The organism is Streptomyces sp. NPDC000134, from assembly GCF_042899225.1.
Classification (GTDB): Bacteria; Actinomycetota; Actinomycetes; order Streptomycetales; family Streptomycetaceae; genus Streptomyces.
On the sequence record NZ_JBIAZN010000004.1, the window covers coordinates 327665 to 342574 of the forward strand.

Genomic DNA, 14910 nt, shown 5'->3' on the forward strand with positions numbered 1-14910 from the left:
CAGACCGGTGGCGATGCCCCCGAACGGGTCCTCGACAAATCGCCTGATAAGCCGCAAGCAGGGCTAAGCCTGCCCTTACTTACTAAGTCGAGACTTACTGGACGATCTTCCCCGCCGGTGCAATCATGCGGCGCACCTGCCCGTTCCCGGTGGAAGGAGCCTCTGCGATGCAGGGCGACCCCGAGGTCATCGAATTCCTCAACGAGCAGCTCACCGCCGAGCTGACCGCGATCAACCAGTACTTCCTGCACTCGAAACTCCAGGACCACAAGGGCTGGACCAAGCTCGCCAAGTACACCCGCGACGAGTCCTTCGACGAGATGCGGCACGCGGAACTGCTCACCGACCGCATCCTGCTGCTGGACGGCCTGCCGAACTACCAGCGGCTGTTCCATGTCCGGGTCGGGCAGACGGTCACCGAGATGTTCCAGGCGGACCGGCAGGTCGAGGCCGAGGCCATCGACCGGCTGCGCCGGGGCGTGGAGGTGATGCGCAGCAAGGGCGACATCACGTCCGCGAACGTCTTCGAGGCGATCCTCGCCGACGAGGAGCTGCACATCGACTATCTGGACACCCAGCTTGACCTGATCGAGAAGCTGGGCGAGCCCCTGTACCTGTCGACGGTGGTCGAGCAGTCCCAGCCGGACTCGACGGGGCTGTGACCCGGACCCGCTAGGCGGCCTCGGGCAGCTCCGCGAGGGCCGGCGCGCCCTGGTCGATCAGTTCCCGGCGGGGGCAGGCGCCCCGGCCGAGCAGCGCCTGGATACGGCGGACGCAGCCGCCGCAGTCGGTGCCGGCCTTGCAAGCGGAGGCGATCTGCCGGGGCGTGCAGGCGCCGGCCTCGGCGTGGGACTTCACCTGTTCCTCGGTGACTCCGAAGCAACTGCAGACGAACACGCCGGTTCACCTCCCGGACGGGGTCAGGGTCGCGCCGTACCGACTGTCGACCGGAAACCCGCTCTGGTCGGTGAGGCAAACCTAACCTTACCGATGCCCCCGGTGCGGCAAAAGCGGAAGGGGCGCGGATCGTGTGTGACCCGCGCCCCATTCACGCCCGCGAACGGGCCGGTCTCACTGGTCCCGGTACATCTCCGCCACCAGGAACGCCAGGTCGAGCGACTGGCTGCGGTTGAGCCGCGGGTCGCAGGCCGTCTCGTAGCGCTGGTGCAGGTCGTCGACGAAGATCTCGTCGCCGCCGCCCACGCACTCGGTGACGTCGTCGCCGGTCAGCTCCACGTGGATGCCGCCCGGGTGGGTGCCGAGCGCCTTGTGCACCTCGAAGAAGCCCTTGACCTCGTCGAGCACGTCGTCGAAGCGGCGGGTCTTGTGCCCGGAGGCGGCCTCGAAGGTGTTGCCGTGCATCGGGTCGGTCACCCAGACGACGGTCGCGCCCGAGGCGGTGACCTTCTCCACCAGCTCCGGGAGCTTGTCGCGGACCTTGTCGGCGCCCATCCGGACGATGAACGTCAGCCGGCCCGGCTCGCGCTCGGGGTCGAGGCGCTCGATGTACTGCAGCGCCTCCTCGGCCGTGGTGGCCGGGCCGAGCTTGACGCCGATCGGGTTGCGGATACGGGAGGCGAACTCGATGTGCGCGTGGTCGAGCTGCCGGGTGCGCTCGCCGACCCACACCATGTGCGCGGAGACGTCGTAGAGCCGCCCGGTGCGGGAGTCGACGCGGGTGAGCGCCGACTCGTAGTCGAGCAGCAGCGCCTCGTGCGAGGAGTAGAACTCGACGGTCTTGAACTCCTCCGGGTCGGTGCCGCAGGCCCGCATGAAGTGCAGCGCGTTGTCGATCTCCCGGGCGAGCTGCTCGTAGCGCTGGCCGGACGGGGAGGAGCGCACGAAGTCCTGGTTCCAGGCGTGCACCTGGCGCAGGTCGGCGTAGCCGCCGGTGGTGAAGGCGCGGACCAGGTTCAGCGTGGACGCCGAGGCGTGGTACATGCGCTTGAGCCGCTCGGGGTCCGGGACCCGGGCCTCCTCGGTGAAGGCGAAGCCGTTGACCGAGTCGCCCCGGTACGTCGGCAGGGTCACGCCGTCGCGGGTCTCGGTGGGCTTGGAGCGCGGCTTGGAGTACTGCCCCGCGATCCGCCCCACCTTCACGACCGGCACCGAGGCGGCGTAGGTGAGCACGGCGCCCATCTGGAGCAGGGTCTTGAGCTTGTTGCGGATCTGGTCCGCGGACACCGCGTCGAACGCCTCGGCGCAGTCGCCGCCCTGGAGGAGGAACGCCTCTCCCTTGGCGACGGCCGCCAGCCGGGCGCGCAGCAGATCGCACTCGCCCGCGAAGACGAGCGGCGGATACGACTCCAGCTCCGCAACGACTGCGCGCAGAGCCTCGGGGTCGGGGTACTCGGGCTGCTGCGCCGCGGGCAGGTCTCGCCAGGTGTTGCCAGCGCTCGCGCTGGTCTTAGCGTTCACGGTCACGGCGTCAACATTACGGGGTGAGGTCCCCCCCTCCGGCCCGTGCCCAGAAAATGAGACACCCGATACGCCCGGGGCACTTGGGGTAGGGTGCCGGGCATGTTCGCGCACTCGATCCAGAACTGGTGGTGGACCGCTCCTCCGGCGGCCCGCTGACTGCGCGTATCCAGCACTTCGCGAAGGCCGCCCGAGAGGCGGCCTTCGGCGTTCCACGGGCCGGGTCGTCTCTCCTTCACAGAAGGACACCACCGATGAACCTGCCCGATCTGCTCGACGACCCCCGCCCCTTCGCCCTGCTGCGCCGCCGCACCCCCGGCCGCGACCGGGACGCGGTGGAGGTGCTGCTCGGCCCGGTGGCCGAGCACGACCGGCTCGCCGACCTGCCCGACGACTGCCTGGCGCTGGTCCCCTTCCGCCAGATCCGCGAGCGCGGCTTCGACGTCCGCGACGACGGCACCCCGCTGCTGGCCCTGACCCCCGAGGAGCGCCACGAGATCCCGCTCGCCGCCGCGCTGGCACAGCTTCCCGACCGCGAGGTCCGGGTCGAGGGCGGTGGCTTCGACGTCGGCGACGAGGAGTACCGGGAGATCGTCGGGCGGGTGCTGCGGGAGGAGATCGGGCGCGGCGAGGGCGCCAACTTCGTGATCCGGCGGACGTACCGGGGCCGGGTCCCGGGGTTCGGGCGGGCCGAGGCGCTGGCGCTGTTCCGCAGGCTGCTGGCGGGCGAGCGGGGCGCGTACTGGACCTTCCTCGTGCACACCGGGGACCGGACGCTGGTCGGGGCGAGCCCGGAGGTGCACGTGCGGATGACCGGCGGCACGGTCGTGATGAACCCGATCAGCGGGACGTACCGCTATCCCGCCCAGGGGCCGGCCCCGGAGCACCTGCTCGGTTTCCTCGCCGACGGCAAGGAGATCGAGGAGCTGTCGATGGTCGTCGACGAGGAGCTGAAGATGATGTGCGCCGTCGGCGACATGGGCGGGGTCGTGGTCGGGCCCCGGCTGCGGGAGATGGCGCACCTCGCGCACACCGAGTACGAGCTGCGCGGCAGGTCCTCGCTGGACGTGCGGGAGGTGCTGCGGGAGACGATGTTCGCGGCGACGGTGACCGGCTCGCCGGTGCAGAACGCCTGCCGGGCCATCGAGCGGCACGAGAGCGGCGGGCGCGGCTACTACGCCGGCGCGCTGGCGCTGATCGGCCGGGACGCGGGCGGGGCGCAGACCCTGGACTCGCCCATCCTGATCCGGACCGCCGACATCGACTCCGGGGGGCGGCTGCGGGTGCCGGTCGGGGCGACGCTGGTGCGGGGCTCCGACCCGGCGGGCGAGGTCGCGGAGACCCACGCCAAGGCGGCCGGGGTCCTTTCGGCACTCGGGGTGCGGCCGGGCCGGCCCCGCCGGGAGGCCGCCCGGCCGGGGCTGGCCGACCACCCCCGGGTGCGGGCCGCGCTGGACGGGCGCCGCACCTCGCTGGCGCCGTTCTGGCTGCGGATGCAGGAGCGGTCGGGGGAGCTGACCGGGCACGCCCTGGTCGTCGACGGGGAGGACACCTTCACGGCGATGCTCGCGCACGTGCTGCGCTTCGGCGGGCTGGAGGTCACCGTCCGCCGCTACGACGAGCCGGGACTGCGGGCGGCGGTGCGCGGGCACGCGGGGCCGCTGGTGCTGGGGCCCGGCCCCGGCGACCCGGCCGACCTGGCCGATCCCAAGATGCGGCTGCTGCGCGGGCTGGCCGCCGAGGCGCTGCGCGACAACCGGCACGGGGTCCTCGGCGTCTGCCTCGGGCACGAGCTGATCGCGGCCGAGCTGGGCCTGGACCTCGTGCGCAAGCGGGTGCCGTACCAGGGGGCGCAGACGGAGATCGACCTGTTCGGGCGGCGGGAGACCGTCGGCTTCTACAACAGCTTCGTGGCGCGCTGCGACGAGGAGGCGTACGGGGAGCTGGCCGCGCACGGCGTCGAGGTCAGCCGGACGGCGGACGGGGAGGTGCACGCCCTGCGGGGGCCGGGCTTCGCCTCGGTGCAGTTCCATCCCGAGTCGGTGCTGTCGCTGAACGGCGCGGCGATCGTGCGGGAGCTGGTCGGTCAGCTCCGCGGCACCAGCACGTTCGCCGAGCGGCGTCCGGCCCGGTAGTCCAGGACGTTGTCCACGGTGGCGTCCACGATCTGGCCGACGGCGTCCTCGGTGTAGTACGCCTGGTGCGAGGTGACCAGGACGTTGGGGAAGGTGACCAGGCGGGCCAGGGTGTCGTCCTCGACGGCTTCGAGGGACTTGTCGAGGAAGAACAGGCCCGCCTCCGCCTCGTACACGTCCAGGCCGACGCCCGTGAAGCGGCCCGCGCGCAGTTCGCCGACCAGGGCGGCGGTGTCGATGAGGCCGCCGCGGCTGGAGTTGACCAGGATCGCGTCGTCGCGCATCGACTTCAGCGCGGCGGCGTCGATCAGGTGCCGGGTCTCGGGCATCAGGGGGACGTGCAGGGTGACCAGGTCGGCCTCGGCCAGGAGCTGGTCCTTGGGGACGTAGGTCATGCCGAGGTCGCGGCAGGCGGGGTTCTCGGTGACGTCCCAGCCGAGCAGCCTCATCCCGAAGCCGTGGGCGATCCGGGCGAACGCCTCGCCGATCCTGCCGGTGCCCAGCACGCCCGCGGTGCGGCCGTGCATGTCGCGGCCCATCAGGCCGTGCAGCCGGAAGTCGAAGTCCCGGGTGCGGGTGGAGGCGCGCACGATCCGCCGGTTGACGGCCATGGCGAGCGCCCAGGCGAACTCGGCGACCGAGTACGGCGAGTAGGAGGAGACGCGGGCGACGGTCAGGCCGAGGCGCTCGGCCGCGGTGAGGTCGACGTTGTTGAAGCCGGTGGAGCGCTGGGCGACCATCCGGGTGCCGCCGGCCGCGAGGATCTCCAGCACGCCCGCGCCGAGGTCGGCGTTGACGGAGGTGGAGATGATCTCGTGGCCGGCCGCGATGGGGGCGGTGTCCTCGTTGAGGAAGACGTCCAGGCAGCGGACCTCGGCGCGGCCCCGGAAGGCCCGCTCGATGAGGGGCTGCTCGTCGGCTTGCACTCCGAAGGCGAGGATCTCCACGGCCGCTCCCGGTTCGCTGGACGGTGTCCCGAATATCCGAATACCCGAATATACGGGCGGCGGCCCGTCGGCGCCGGTCAGCCGAAGAAGACCCCGACCTCCGCGTACAGCTCCGGGGCGACGGTCTTCAGCCGTGCCGTGGCCTGCGCGATGGGGACGCGGACGATGTCCGTGCCGCGCAGGGCGACCATCATCCCGTGGTCGCCGTCGTGGACGCAGTCGATGGCGTGCAGTCCGAAGCGGGTGGCCAGCCAGCGGTCGAAGGCGCTCGGGGTGCCGCCGCGCTGGACGTGCCCCAGCACGGTGGTACGGGCCTCCTTGCCGGTCCGTTTCTCGATCTCCTTGGCCAGCCACTCCCCCACCCCGGACAGCCGTACGTGCCCGAAGGAGTCCAGCGACTGGTCCTTGAGCACCATGTCGCCGTCCCGGGGCACCGCGCCCTCGGCGACCACCACGATCGGCGCGTACGAGGCCCGGAAGCGGGAGGTCACCCAGGCGCAGACCTGGTCGGTGTCGAAGGGCTGCTCGGGGATGAGGATGACGTTGGCGCCGCCGGCCAGGCCGGAGTGCAGGGCGATCCAGCCGGCGTGCCGGCCCATCACCTCCACGACCAGGACGCGCATGTGGGACTCGGCGGTGGTGTGCAGCCGGTCGATGGCCTCGGTGGCTATGGAGACGGCCGTGTCGAAGCCGAAGGTGTAGTCGGTGGCGGACAGGTCGTTGTCGATGGTCTTGGGCACGCCGACGCAGGGCACGCCGTAGTCGTCGGCGAGGCGCCCGGCGACGCCGAGGGTGTCCTCCCCGCCGATGGCGATCAGCGCGGAGACGTCCAGGTCCGCCAGGGTGTCCTGGACGCGGCGGATGCCGTCCTCGCGCTGGAGCGGATTGGTGCGCGAGGAGCCGAGTATGGTGCCGCCGCGGGGCAGGATGCCGCGCACGGCGGGGATGTCGAGGCGGACGGTGTCGCCCTCCAGGGGACCGCGCCAGCCGTCCCGGAAGCCGACGAAGTCATAGCCGTACTCCTGGACGCCCTTGCGGACGACGGCCCGGATGACGGCGTTGAGCCCGGGGCAGTCGCCGCCTCCGGTCAGTACTCCGACCCTCATCGCGCAACCCCTTTGCCACGGTGGGTGGTTGGGGATTCACTGTCCCGCGCGGGTCAGGCGTCGTCCAGACCCCGTTCTATCGCGTACCGCACGAGTTCCACGCGGTTGTGCAACTGGAGCTTGCCCAGGGTGTTCTGGACGTGGTTCTGCACGGTGCGGTGGGAGATGACGAGACGTTCGGCGATCTGCTTGTAGCTCAGGCCCTTGGCGACCAGGCGGAGCACTTCGGTCTCGCGGTCGGTGAGCCGGGGTGCGCCGGGCGCGCCGGTGTCGGGGGCGGGCGCCGGTTCGGAGGCGAGGCGGCGGTACTCGCCGAGGACGAGTCCGGCCAGGCCCGGGGTGAAGACCGGATCGCCGGCGGCGGTGCGGCGCACGGCGTCCTGGAGTTCCTCCGTGGAGGACGACTTCAGCAGGTAGCCGGTGGCGCCCGACTTCACGGCCTCCAGGACGTCGGCGTGCTCGCCGCTCGCGGAGAGCACCAGGACGCGCAGCGCGGGGTCGGCGGCGACGACCTCCTTGCAGACCTGCACACCGGGCTTGCCGGGCAGGTTGAGGTCGAGGACGAGGACGTGCGGCGCGGCGGCCCGTGCCCGGCGGACCGCCTGTTCGCCGTCGCCGGCGGTGGCGACCACCTCGAACCCGGACTCGGCGAGGTCGCGGGCGACCGCGTCCCGCCACATGGGGTGGTCGTCGACCACCATGACCTTGATCGGCCCCCGCTGCTCAGTCATCCGCTGCCGCCTTCCCCCGCGGGTACGTTACGCCCGCCCCGTCCTTCGGTACCTTCAGTTCGACCTCCGTGCCCTGTCCCGGCACCGAGATCAGCTCGGCCGAGCCGCCGAGGTCGCGCAGCCGTCCCCGGATCGACAGGGCCACGCCCATCCGTCCCTCGCCCTCGGCCTGGGCGAGGCGGCCCTCGGGGATGCCGGGGCCGTCGTCGCGGACGGTGACGATCACCTCGTCCGGTTCGTCCTCGACCAAGATCCACGCGCGTGCCTGCTCCCCCGCGTGCCGGCGCACGTTGTCCAGGGCGGCGCCGACGGCGGCGGCGACCTCGCGGGCGGCGGCCGCGGGCAGGGTCACCGGCGCCCCGGGCTCGGCGAGGACGACCCGGGACCCGGCGTGCGGGGCGAGCAGGGCGCGCAGGTCCACGGGGCCGTCCTGGGCGCCCGGTCCGGGTTCGTCCACGGCGCGGACGACGGCGCCTTCGGCGCGGTCCTCCGACACCCGGGAGACGGGCACCAGGCCGCCGGAGACGAGGGTGCGCAGGGCGACCTCCTGCTCGCCGGCGAGCCGGCCCAGTTCGGCCGCCTCGCCGCCGATGACCGCGCCGCGCCGCTGCACCATGGCCAGCACTTGGAGGACGCTGTCGTGGATGTCCCGGGCGAGGCGCTCGCGTTCGCGGGTCGCGGCCTCGATCTCCAGGGCGCGGGCGAGGGTGCGCTCGGAGGCGCGGGCGACCTCGACGACGTAGCCGATGGCGATGGCGGCGACCCAGACCAGGATCACGTTGTGCACGGTGTCGCGGACCGGGGCGCCGCGTTCGATCAGGTTGGCGACGGCGACGAGGGTGGAGGCGACGGCCGCCCAGCGCCAGCCGCCCTTGACGGCGAAGGCGAGGACGGAGCCGGCGGTCCATATCGACGGCAGGGTCGGGCCGCCCGCGACGATCCGCTCGTGGGCGTCGGCGAGCGGGGTGAGGAGGATGCCGGTGAGCGCGACGGTGAGGTCGGCGGCGAGGAACCGCCGGGTGCAGGCGGCGGCGCCCGCCACCTTCGGGAGGGTGGCCAGCGTCCACCCGGTGAGCACCGCGAAGTAGCCGAGGGCGAGCCAGGGCCGGGTGAACTCGTGGTACGCGGTGGCGAACAGGCCGATCGCGTACAGCATGGTGAGCACGCGGTAGGCGGTCAGCGCGCGCCACAGCGGCACCTCGACCGACATCCGCATGACCCGTTCGCGCCTGGCCATCTCCCCCACCCCCCGGGCCGGTCCGGTCAGGACCCGGACCGCTCGCCCTCCGTCCGGTCCCGCGCGGCCTGTGCCTCGGCCTCTTCCTCGGCCTTCTCCTTCTCGGCCTGTTCCTGTTCCGCGCGGGCCAGTGCGGCCTTGGCCTCCTTGGCCGCTTCCTTCTCGGCCTTCGCCGCGTCCGCGAGCTGCCGCTTCATGGCGGTCGCGTACATGTCGACGTACTCCTGGCCGGAGAGCTTCATGATCTCGTACATGACCTCGTCGGTCACCGCCCGCAGCACGAAGCGGTCGTGCTCCATGCCCTGGTAGCGGCTGAAGTCCAGCGGCCTGCCGATGCGGATGCCGGGCCGCATCAGCTTCGGCATCACCTTCCCCGGCGGCTGGATCTTCTCCGTGTCGATCATGGCGACCGGCAGGACGGGCGCGCCGCTGGCGAGCGCCACGCGCGCCAGGCCGCCGGGCTTGCCGCGGTAGAGGCGTCCGTCGGGCGAGCGGGTGCCCTCGGGGTAGATCCCGAACAGCTCACCGCGCTCCAGGACCTCTGTGCCGCTCCTGATCGCCGCCTCGCCGGCGCCGCGCACCCCGGAGCGGTCCACCGGGAGCTGGCCGACGCCCTTGAAGAACGCGGCGGTCAGCCGGCCCTTGAGACCGGGGGTGTTGAAGTACTCGGCCTTGGCGATGAAGGTCACCTTGCGGTCGAGGACGGCGGGCAGGAAGAACGAGTCGGAGAACGACAGGTGGTTGCTCGCCAGGATGGCGGGGCCCTCGGCGGGGACGTGCTCCAGGCCCTCCGCCCAGGGCCGGAAGGCGAGCTTGAGCGAGCCCCCGATGGTGACCTTCATCGCGCCGTACAACAAGCGAGTGCCTCCTGTGTGTGTCGCTGTCGACCTTATCCCGCGGGACCGTCAATGGCCCCTGCGGCCCTGGTCGGTGTCAGTGCGGTCGCGTACCGTGAAGTACCCGCGCACGAGTGCCGGAGCCGTGTCCGCCCCCCTGACGACAGGAGACCGAGCCATGCCGGTCCTGCCCGGCGCCGAGCCGTTCCGCCACGAGGGCGGTGACGTCGGCGTCCTCCTCTGCCACGGCTTCACCGGTACCCCGCAGTCGCTGCGCCCCTGGGCCCGGCACCTGGCCGACCGCGGCATGACGGTCGCCCTGCCGCTGCTGCCCGGACACGGCACCCGCTGGCAGGACCTGCAGATCACGAGCTGGCCCGACTGGTACGCGGAGGTGGACCGGGAGCTGCGCGCCCTGCGCGAGCGCTGCGCGCGGGTGTTCGTCGCCGGCCTGTCGATGGGCGGGGCGCTGGCCCTGCGGCTGGCGGCCCGGCACGCGGACGTCAGCGGTGTGCTGGTCGTCAACCCGGCCAACCGGATGCACGGCCTGGCCCCGCACGCCCTGCCCGTGCTGCGGCACCTCGTCCCGGCCACCCGGGGCATCGCCGACGACATCGCCAGGCCGGCCACGACCGAGCTGGGGTACGACCGGGTGCCGCTGCACGCGGCGCACTCGCTGCGCGCCTTCTTCCGGGTCGTCGACGGCGAGCTGCCGCGGGTCACGCAGCCGCTGCTGCTGATGCGCAGCCCCCGCGACCACGTGGTGCCGCCGGCCGACTCCGCGCGGGTCCTCAGCCGGGTGTCGTCCGCGGACGTCACGGAGATCCTGCTGGAACAGAGCTACCACGTGGCGACGTTGGACCATGACGCGGACCGGATCTTCGCGGAGAGCGTCACGTTCATCGCCCGGCTCGCCCCCGGCCTCGTCAAGGAGCCGGAGTCCGGTCTCGGCAAGGAAGGGACGGCCGCAGGTGGCTGAGCACGACTCCGACCGCGAGGAACGCGGAGAGCGCGAGGACCGGGACGGCCGCGAGGCCCTGGACGGGCCCGCCGCCGCACCGCAGCAGGGCGTGCCCCTCGACGAGGAGGCCGCCTGGGCGGCGATCGTCGCCGGGTACGGCGAGGAGCCGCCGGACCCGCCGGGCGCCAAGCCGTTCAAGTCGGTGGAGGACCTGGCGCTGCTGGAGCCGGAGACCAACGACAAGCCGGCCGGACGGCCCGAGGAGCGGCCCGAGGAGCCCGCGCCGGCCCCGAAGCTGGGCGGCTCGGTCTCCTTCGCGCCGGGCGTCGGGCCCCGCGACTACAGCACGCCCGAGCCCGCCGAGGAGGACTTCGACACCGACGACGAGGGGCACTTCGTCCCGCCGGAGCCGCCGCCGCTGCCGCAGGGCGACACCACCGCGAGGTTCGCCTGGCTCGGTGTGCTGGGCGGGCCGGTGCTGCTTCTGCTGGCGGTGCTGCTGGGCTGGGACATGACCTGGTGGCTGACGACGCTGTGCGTCGGCGGCTTCCTCGGCGGCTTCGTCACGCTGGTGCTGCGGATGCGGACCGACGACGAGGACGGCGAGGACCCGGGCCGCGGCGCGGTGGTCTAGGGCCTGTCGTCCGGATCGCCCCGCTCGCCGGCATGACGAGGCGCGGCAGATTCCCTGCGATCTGATCCGGACGACCGTCCCCGCAGCCCCCGCCCGTTCACGACGCCGGGATCTTGAGGGCGGCCAGGACCGGAAGGTGGTCCGTGGCCGCCCTCAGGTCGTCCTCGCGTACGCCGGGCAGGCCGAGCGGGACCCCGCAGCCGAGGACCTCGACGCCGGGGGTGGCGAAGACCGCGTCGATGCGCTGACGCGGGTCGGCGGGGGTGGAGGTGTGCTCGCCGCCCCAGGGGGCGGTGGCCCAGCAGTCCTGGAGGTCCTTGGCGAGTCGGCGGAAGGCGGGGCCGTCGGGGCGTTCGTTCAGGTCGCCGCCCGCGACGGCGTGCGGGGCGTCCAGGCCGGCCAGCTTGTCCAGGAGCATGCCGCTCTGCTCGTACCGCTCGTCCTTCTGCAGGGAGAGGTGGCAGCTCAGGACGCCGACGCGGGCGGCGCCGAAGCGGACGACGGCGGTGGCGAGGCCGCGGCGGTGCAGGCCGGGGGTGAGCGGGAGCAGGACGTCCTCGGTGCGCTCGACGGTGGCGCGCAGGGAGCAGAGCAGCGCCGGGCCGGCGGCGGTGCCGCCGCCGGAGAGGATCACCTGGCCGGAGGCGGCGGCGAGCCGGGCGAGCTTCTTGCGCCAGCGGAAGAACCGGGGGGCCTCCTGGAGGAGGACCAGGTCGGGGGCGCAGGCGGTGATCACGCGGGCGAGGGCGTCGGTGTCGTCGCGCAACGAGCGGACGTTGTAGCTCAGGACGCGGACGACGGCGGAACCGTCGGGTTCCGTACGGGAGTCGGGGAGGTTGTCGAGCGACGGCATGGTGATCAATGTACGCCCCAGGGGTGAGGGGCGCGGGGGGTGTGCGCAACTGCCGGACGGCCGTGGCTCGTCGCGTCGGTTCCCCGCGCCCCTGAGGGCGTGCCCCTGTCGCTGCTTACATGACCGGGTCGGGTTCGCGGGCCAGGTCGGCCGCGCCTACCAGGCCCGCCTTGTTGCCCAACTGGGCGGCGATGACGTCGGCGACCGGGCGCCAGTGGGCGCCGACCAGCCAGCGCTTGTACGACTTGCGGATCGGGTCCAGGACGAGGTCGCCCTCGTCGGAGAGCCCGCCGCCGACGATGAACGCCGACGGGTCGAACAGCGAGGCCAGGTCGGCGAGGCCGGCCCCGGCCCAGCGGGCCAGCTCCCGGTAGGAGTCGACGGCGACCGGGTCGCCCTGGCGGGCGGCCACCGAGATGTGCTTGCCCTCGATGCCGTCGGGGGTGCCGTCGCCCAGGGCGAGCAGGGTCTCGGCCCGCTCCGGGGTGGCGTTGGCGCGCTGCTTGGCGTACCGCACCAGGGCACGGCCGGAAGCGTACTGCTCCCAGCAGCCCTGGGAGCCGCAGCCGCAGAGCAGGCCGTCCGGCACCATCCGGATGTGGCCGAACTCGGCGGCCACCCCGAAGTGGCCCCGGCGCAGCTTGTTGCCGATGATGATGCCGCCGCCGAGGCCGGTGCCGAGGGTGATGCAGATGACGTTGCGGTGGCCCTTGCCGGCCCCGAACCTGTACTCGCCCCAGGCGGCCGCGTTGGCGTCGTTCTCCACCACGACCGGGAGGCCCACGCGGGCCTCGACCTTCTCCTTGAGCGGCTCGTTGCGCCAGTCGATGTTGGGCGCGAAGTAGACCGTGGAGCGCTGCCGGTTGACGTATCCGGCGGCGCCGATGCCCACGCCGACGATCTCGTGCCCCGCGCGTGCCCCCTCCACCGCCGAGGCGATGGCGTCCACGATGGCCTCGGGCGTGGTGGGGGTCGGCACCTTGAAGGTCGAGAGGATGTTGCCTTCCTCGTCGACCACGCCGGCCGCGATCTTCGTGCCGCCGATGTCGACGCCGATGGTGAGTCCCATGAATCCCTCAGTTCCGGTCGAGCCCCGCTACGGCCAACCGTACCCGAGGCGCCGCCGCCGAGGGCCGTCAGTCCAGGTCGATGCGCTGACCGCCGCCGGTGCCCTCGCCGCCCTCGTCGGGTCGTTCGCCGAGGTCACGGGGGTCGTGGGGCTCGGTGTCGCGGGCGGTCCAGCGGCTCTCCTGGCGTTGGACGGCCGAGCGGTAGGCGGCGAGCAGCTCGTTTCCGGCGGCGGCGAGGTGGTCGAAGACGTCCGGGTTGCGGTCGATGACGGGTTCGACGGCGGCCTTGGCCTGCTGGACGACCTGCCGGACCACCTGCTGGGCGGCGGGTCCGGCGACCGGGCCGAGCAGCGGTGACTGGAGGCCGGACAGCTTGTCGGCGACCGTGTCGACGAGGCGGCGCAGCTCGTCCGCGGCGGAGCCGGGGGGCGGTCCGTACCGGGCGCGGCGGCGGGCCTGCTCGGCCCGGAGGTCCTCGGCGCACGCGGTCGACCAGGCGTCGGCGTCGGTCGCCCGCGCCGCGCCGCCGGCGTCGTCCGGGGCGGCGTCGGACGGGGGGAGCTGATCGCTCATGACGGGCTCCTGACTACGGTTCGTCCCTACGACGTTACCCGAACGGCCCCCGCCGGTTCAGCGGGCGCGGGGCCACAGCTTCGGGTCCGGCGCGAACCGCACGCTCAGCACGCCGTCGCGGAGCGCGGCCCCCTGGACGGTGCAGCGGCGCAGCGCGGAGGGCAGCGAAACGATACGGCGGTGCGGTCCGGCGGCGACGGCCAGTTCGTCGCCGCGCCGGACGAGGTCGAGGTCGTCGCGGGTGGCGCCGGGCAGCGGGAGCCGCCACAGCAGGACGCCGTCCTCGGCGAGCCGGTCGGTGACCGGCCACTCCACCGGGGCGGGGCCGGGGCCGGCGGTAGGCGCGGCGAGGTCGGCGAGGTCGTCGGTGCCGCGCGGGTCCCGGCCGAGGTGGGGCAGGGCGCGGACGTCGTACGAGCCCCGCCAGTCGTCGAGGGTCTTGCGCTGCTGGGCGACCGGGCCGGCCAGCCAACTGTCGGCGGGGGCGTCCTCGGGCAGGACGCGGTTGGCGACCACTCGTTCCACGGGCAGGCGGCGCAGGGCGAGGCCGAGGGCGGCGGTGCGCACGGCGTCGGCGGCGGCCGGGCCGGGCTCGGCGACCAGCAGGGCGCTGGTGCGCCGGTCGGTGAGGACGGCTTCGGTGGCGGCGAGTTCGAGGTCCCAGCGGGCGGCGTTCTCGTACAGCGCCTCGGTGGGCATGGGGACGCCGGCGAGGCGGCCGAGGACGGGGCGCAGGGCGCGGGCGGCCTGCCGTCCGGGCGGGAGCAGGCGGCGCAGGTAGCGGCGGAGTTCCTCGGGCAGGGCGAGCAGGGCGAGGGCGCGCGGGGCGGGCGGCAGGTCGACGACCAGCAGGTCGTGCCTCCCCCCGTGCCCGGAGGACCCGGGAGGTTCCCCTACGGCGAGGGCGGCTTCGCGCAGGGCGCGCAGCAGGGCGAGTTCCTCGGCGCCGGGCAGGGGGGTGAGTTCCTCGGGGTCGAGGCGGGCGGCGCCGAGCAGGCCGAGGGCGGAGGCGGCGCGGTCCTGGAGGGCGGCGAGGGCGTCGCGGAAGCCCTGGGCGGGGTCGGGCCGCCAGACGGTGAGGTTCTCCTCGACCAGGGCGGGCGCCGGGCCGGTGGGGGTGCCGAGGGCGGCCCCGAGGCTGTCCTCGCGGTCGGCGCCCAGCAGCAGGGTCCGGGTGCCCGCGCGGGCGGCGGCGAGCGCGGTGGCGGCGGCGACGGTCGTCCGCCCGCCACCACCCGGGCCCGTGATCAGGAGGGTGCGCATGAGGCTGCACGCTACCTTCACGGACCGTCACCGGACCGCGCCGGCTTCGGGGGGCGGGGGCGATGGGCGCCCCCTGCGGGCGAGGAAGCCGGTACGGCGGCCCCGCCGAGGCCGGGGACCGGTGCCCGGCGAGAACCGGCGCCGGT

The 14910-nt window shown here is 73.6% G+C and carries 16 protein-coding genes; 5 read left to right on the top strand and 11 right to left on the bottom strand.

Features of this window, described 5'->3' with window-relative positions; genetic code table 11:
• The first annotated feature begins 167 nt into the window (after positions 1-167).
• Positions 168-662 carry a bacterioferritin gene (gene bfr / locus ACFY32_RS08415; RefSeq protein WP_359193081.1) on the top strand — a complete coding sequence of 165 codons (495 nt, stop codon included), beginning with the start codon at positions 168-170 and terminating at the stop codon, positions 660-662.
• 10 nt (positions 663-672) lie between these two features.
• On the opposite strand, the gene ACFY32_RS08420 is transcribed toward bfr, so the two are convergent.
• Both ACFY32_RS08420 and ACFY32_RS08425 read right to left on the bottom strand, forming a co-directional pair.
• Positions 673-897: a (2Fe-2S)-binding protein gene (locus ACFY32_RS08420; protein ID WP_359193084.1), complete on the bottom strand. Its 225-nt coding sequence runs from the start codon at positions 895-897 to the stop codon at positions 673-675.
• 174 nt (positions 898-1071) lie between these two features.
• Positions 1072-2424 carry a class II 3-deoxy-7-phosphoheptulonate synthase gene (locus ACFY32_RS08425; RefSeq protein WP_359193086.1) on the bottom strand — a complete coding sequence of 451 codons (1353 nt, stop codon included), beginning with the start codon at positions 2422-2424 and terminating at the stop codon, positions 1072-1074.
• A 96-nt stretch (positions 2425-2520) separates the two neighbouring features.
• Here ACFY32_RS08425 and ACFY32_RS08430 point away from each other — a divergent pair, with 96 nt between their 5' ends.
• Positions 2521-2577 carry a trp operon leader peptide gene (locus ACFY32_RS08430; protein WP_356200272.1) on the top strand — a complete coding sequence of 19 codons (57 nt, stop codon included), beginning with the start codon at positions 2521-2523 and terminating at the stop codon, positions 2575-2577.
• Between the two features lie 95 nt (positions 2578-2672).
• Entirely contained in the window at positions 2673-4553 is a 1881-nt protein-coding gene (locus ACFY32_RS08435; protein ID WP_390673745.1) for an anthranilate synthase family protein, read from the top strand.
• Here ACFY32_RS08435 and ACFY32_RS08440 read toward each other — a convergent pair.
• The 5 genes from ACFY32_RS08440 to ACFY32_RS08460 form a co-directional block, all read right to left on the bottom strand.
• Complete coding sequence (locus ACFY32_RS08440) at positions 4505-5500, bottom strand: 2-hydroxyacid dehydrogenase (protein ID WP_390673746.1); 996 nt, start codon at positions 5498-5500, stop codon at positions 4505-4507. The genes ACFY32_RS08435 and ACFY32_RS08440 overlap by 49 nt on opposite strands.
• Before the next feature lie 77 nt (positions 5501-5577).
• Positions 5578-6606, bottom strand: coding sequence for a 6-phosphofructokinase (locus ACFY32_RS08445; RefSeq protein ID WP_359193094.1), 1029 nt, complete (start codon positions 6604-6606; stop codon positions 5578-5580).
• A 53-nt stretch (positions 6607-6659) separates the two neighbouring features.
• The gene (locus ACFY32_RS08450) at positions 6660-7337 is read right to left on the bottom strand and encodes a response regulator transcription factor (RefSeq protein WP_359193097.1); all 678 of its coding nucleotides are present in this window, start codon (positions 7335-7337) and stop codon (positions 6660-6662) included.
• Positions 7330-8574 (bottom strand): MacS family sensor histidine kinase, encoded by a 1245-nt coding sequence (macS, locus tag ACFY32_RS08455; RefSeq protein ID WP_390673747.1) that lies wholly within the window; start codon positions 8572-8574, stop codon positions 7330-7332. Before macS ends, ACFY32_RS08450 begins: the two co-directional genes overlap by 8 nt.
• A 26-nt stretch (positions 8575-8600) precedes the next feature.
• Positions 8601-9416, bottom strand: a complete 816-nt coding sequence (locus tag ACFY32_RS08460) for a lysophospholipid acyltransferase family protein (protein ID WP_359193323.1) — start codon at positions 9414-9416, stop codon at positions 8601-8603.
• A gap of 172 nt (positions 9417-9588) precedes the next feature.
• On the opposite strand from ACFY32_RS08460, the gene ACFY32_RS08465 reads away from it, so the two are divergent.
• Both ACFY32_RS08465 and ACFY32_RS08470 read left to right on the top strand, forming a co-directional pair.
• Entirely contained in the window at positions 9589-10389 is an 801-nt protein-coding gene (locus ACFY32_RS08465; protein ID WP_359193102.1) for an alpha/beta fold hydrolase, read from the top strand.
• A complete protein-coding gene (locus ACFY32_RS08470; RefSeq protein WP_390673748.1) occupies positions 10382-11005 on the top strand; it encodes a hypothetical protein in 624 nt (207 codons plus the stop codon). Before ACFY32_RS08465 ends, ACFY32_RS08470 begins: the two co-directional genes overlap by 8 nt.
• A gap of 97 nt (positions 11006-11102) precedes the next feature.
• Here the strand turns inward: ACFY32_RS08470 and ACFY32_RS08475 are convergent, their stop codons facing one another.
• From ACFY32_RS08475 to ACFY32_RS08490, 4 genes are all read right to left on the bottom strand, one after another.
• Positions 11103-11858, bottom strand: coding sequence for an endonuclease/exonuclease/phosphatase family protein (locus ACFY32_RS08475; protein ID WP_359193107.1), 756 nt, complete (start codon positions 11856-11858; stop codon positions 11103-11105).
• A 115-nt stretch (positions 11859-11973) separates the two neighbouring features.
• Positions 11974-12927: an ROK family glucokinase gene (locus tag ACFY32_RS08480; RefSeq protein WP_359193110.1), complete on the bottom strand. Its 954-nt coding sequence runs from the start codon at positions 12925-12927 to the stop codon at positions 11974-11976.
• Between the two features lie 67 nt (positions 12928-12994).
• Positions 12995-13501 carry a DUF5304 domain-containing protein gene (locus tag ACFY32_RS08485; protein WP_359193113.1) on the bottom strand — a complete coding sequence of 169 codons (507 nt, stop codon included), beginning with the start codon at positions 13499-13501 and terminating at the stop codon, positions 12995-12997.
• 57 nt (positions 13502-13558) lie between these two features.
• Positions 13559-14764, bottom strand: a complete 1206-nt coding sequence (locus tag ACFY32_RS08490) for an ArsA-related P-loop ATPase (RefSeq protein ID WP_390673749.1) — start codon at positions 14762-14764, stop codon at positions 13559-13561.
• Between the last annotated feature and the right edge of the window lie 146 nt (positions 14765-14910).

What these genes read in the sequence shown, in the direction of transcription:
- ACFY32_RS08450 (WP_359193097.1), bottom strand. Translation starts at nt 7,337, where the DNA reads ATGACTGAGCAGCGGGGGCCGATCAAGGTCATGGTGGTCGACGACCAC.
- ACFY32_RS08460 (WP_359193323.1), bottom strand. Translation starts at nt 9,416, where the DNA reads ATGAAGGTCACCATCGGGGGCTCGCTCAAGCTCGCCTTCCGGCCCTGG.
- bfr (WP_359193081.1), top strand. Translation starts at nt 168, where the DNA reads ATGCAGGGCGACCCCGAGGTCATCGAATTCCTCAACGAGCAGCTCACC.
- ACFY32_RS08480 (WP_359193110.1), bottom strand. Translation starts at nt 12,927, where the DNA reads ATGGGACTCACCATCGGCGTCGACATCGGCGGCACGAAGATCGCGGCC.
- ACFY32_RS08475 (WP_359193107.1), bottom strand. Translation starts at nt 11,858, where the DNA reads ATGCCGTCGCTCGACAACCTCCCCGACTCCCGTACGGAACCCGACGGT.
- ACFY32_RS08465 (WP_359193102.1), top strand. Translation starts at nt 9,589, where the DNA reads ATGCCGGTCCTGCCCGGCGCCGAGCCGTTCCGCCACGAGGGCGGTGAC.
- ACFY32_RS08435 (WP_390673745.1), top strand. Translation starts at nt 2,673, where the DNA reads ATGAACCTGCCCGATCTGCTCGACGACCCCCGCCCCTTCGCCCTGCTG.
- ACFY32_RS08485 (WP_359193113.1), bottom strand. Translation starts at nt 13,501, where the DNA reads ATGAGCGATCAGCTCCCCCCGTCCGACGCCGCCCCGGACGACGCCGGC.
- ACFY32_RS08490 (WP_390673749.1), bottom strand. Translation starts at nt 14,764, where the DNA reads ATGCGCACCCTCCTGATCACGGGCCCGGGTGGTGGCGGGCGGACGACC.
- macS (WP_390673747.1), bottom strand. Translation starts at nt 8,574, where the DNA reads ATGGCCAGGCGCGAACGGGTCATGCGGATGTCGGTCGAGGTGCCGCTG.
- ACFY32_RS08445 (WP_359193094.1), bottom strand. Translation starts at nt 6,606, where the DNA reads ATGAGGGTCGGAGTACTGACCGGAGGCGGCGACTGCCCCGGGCTCAAC.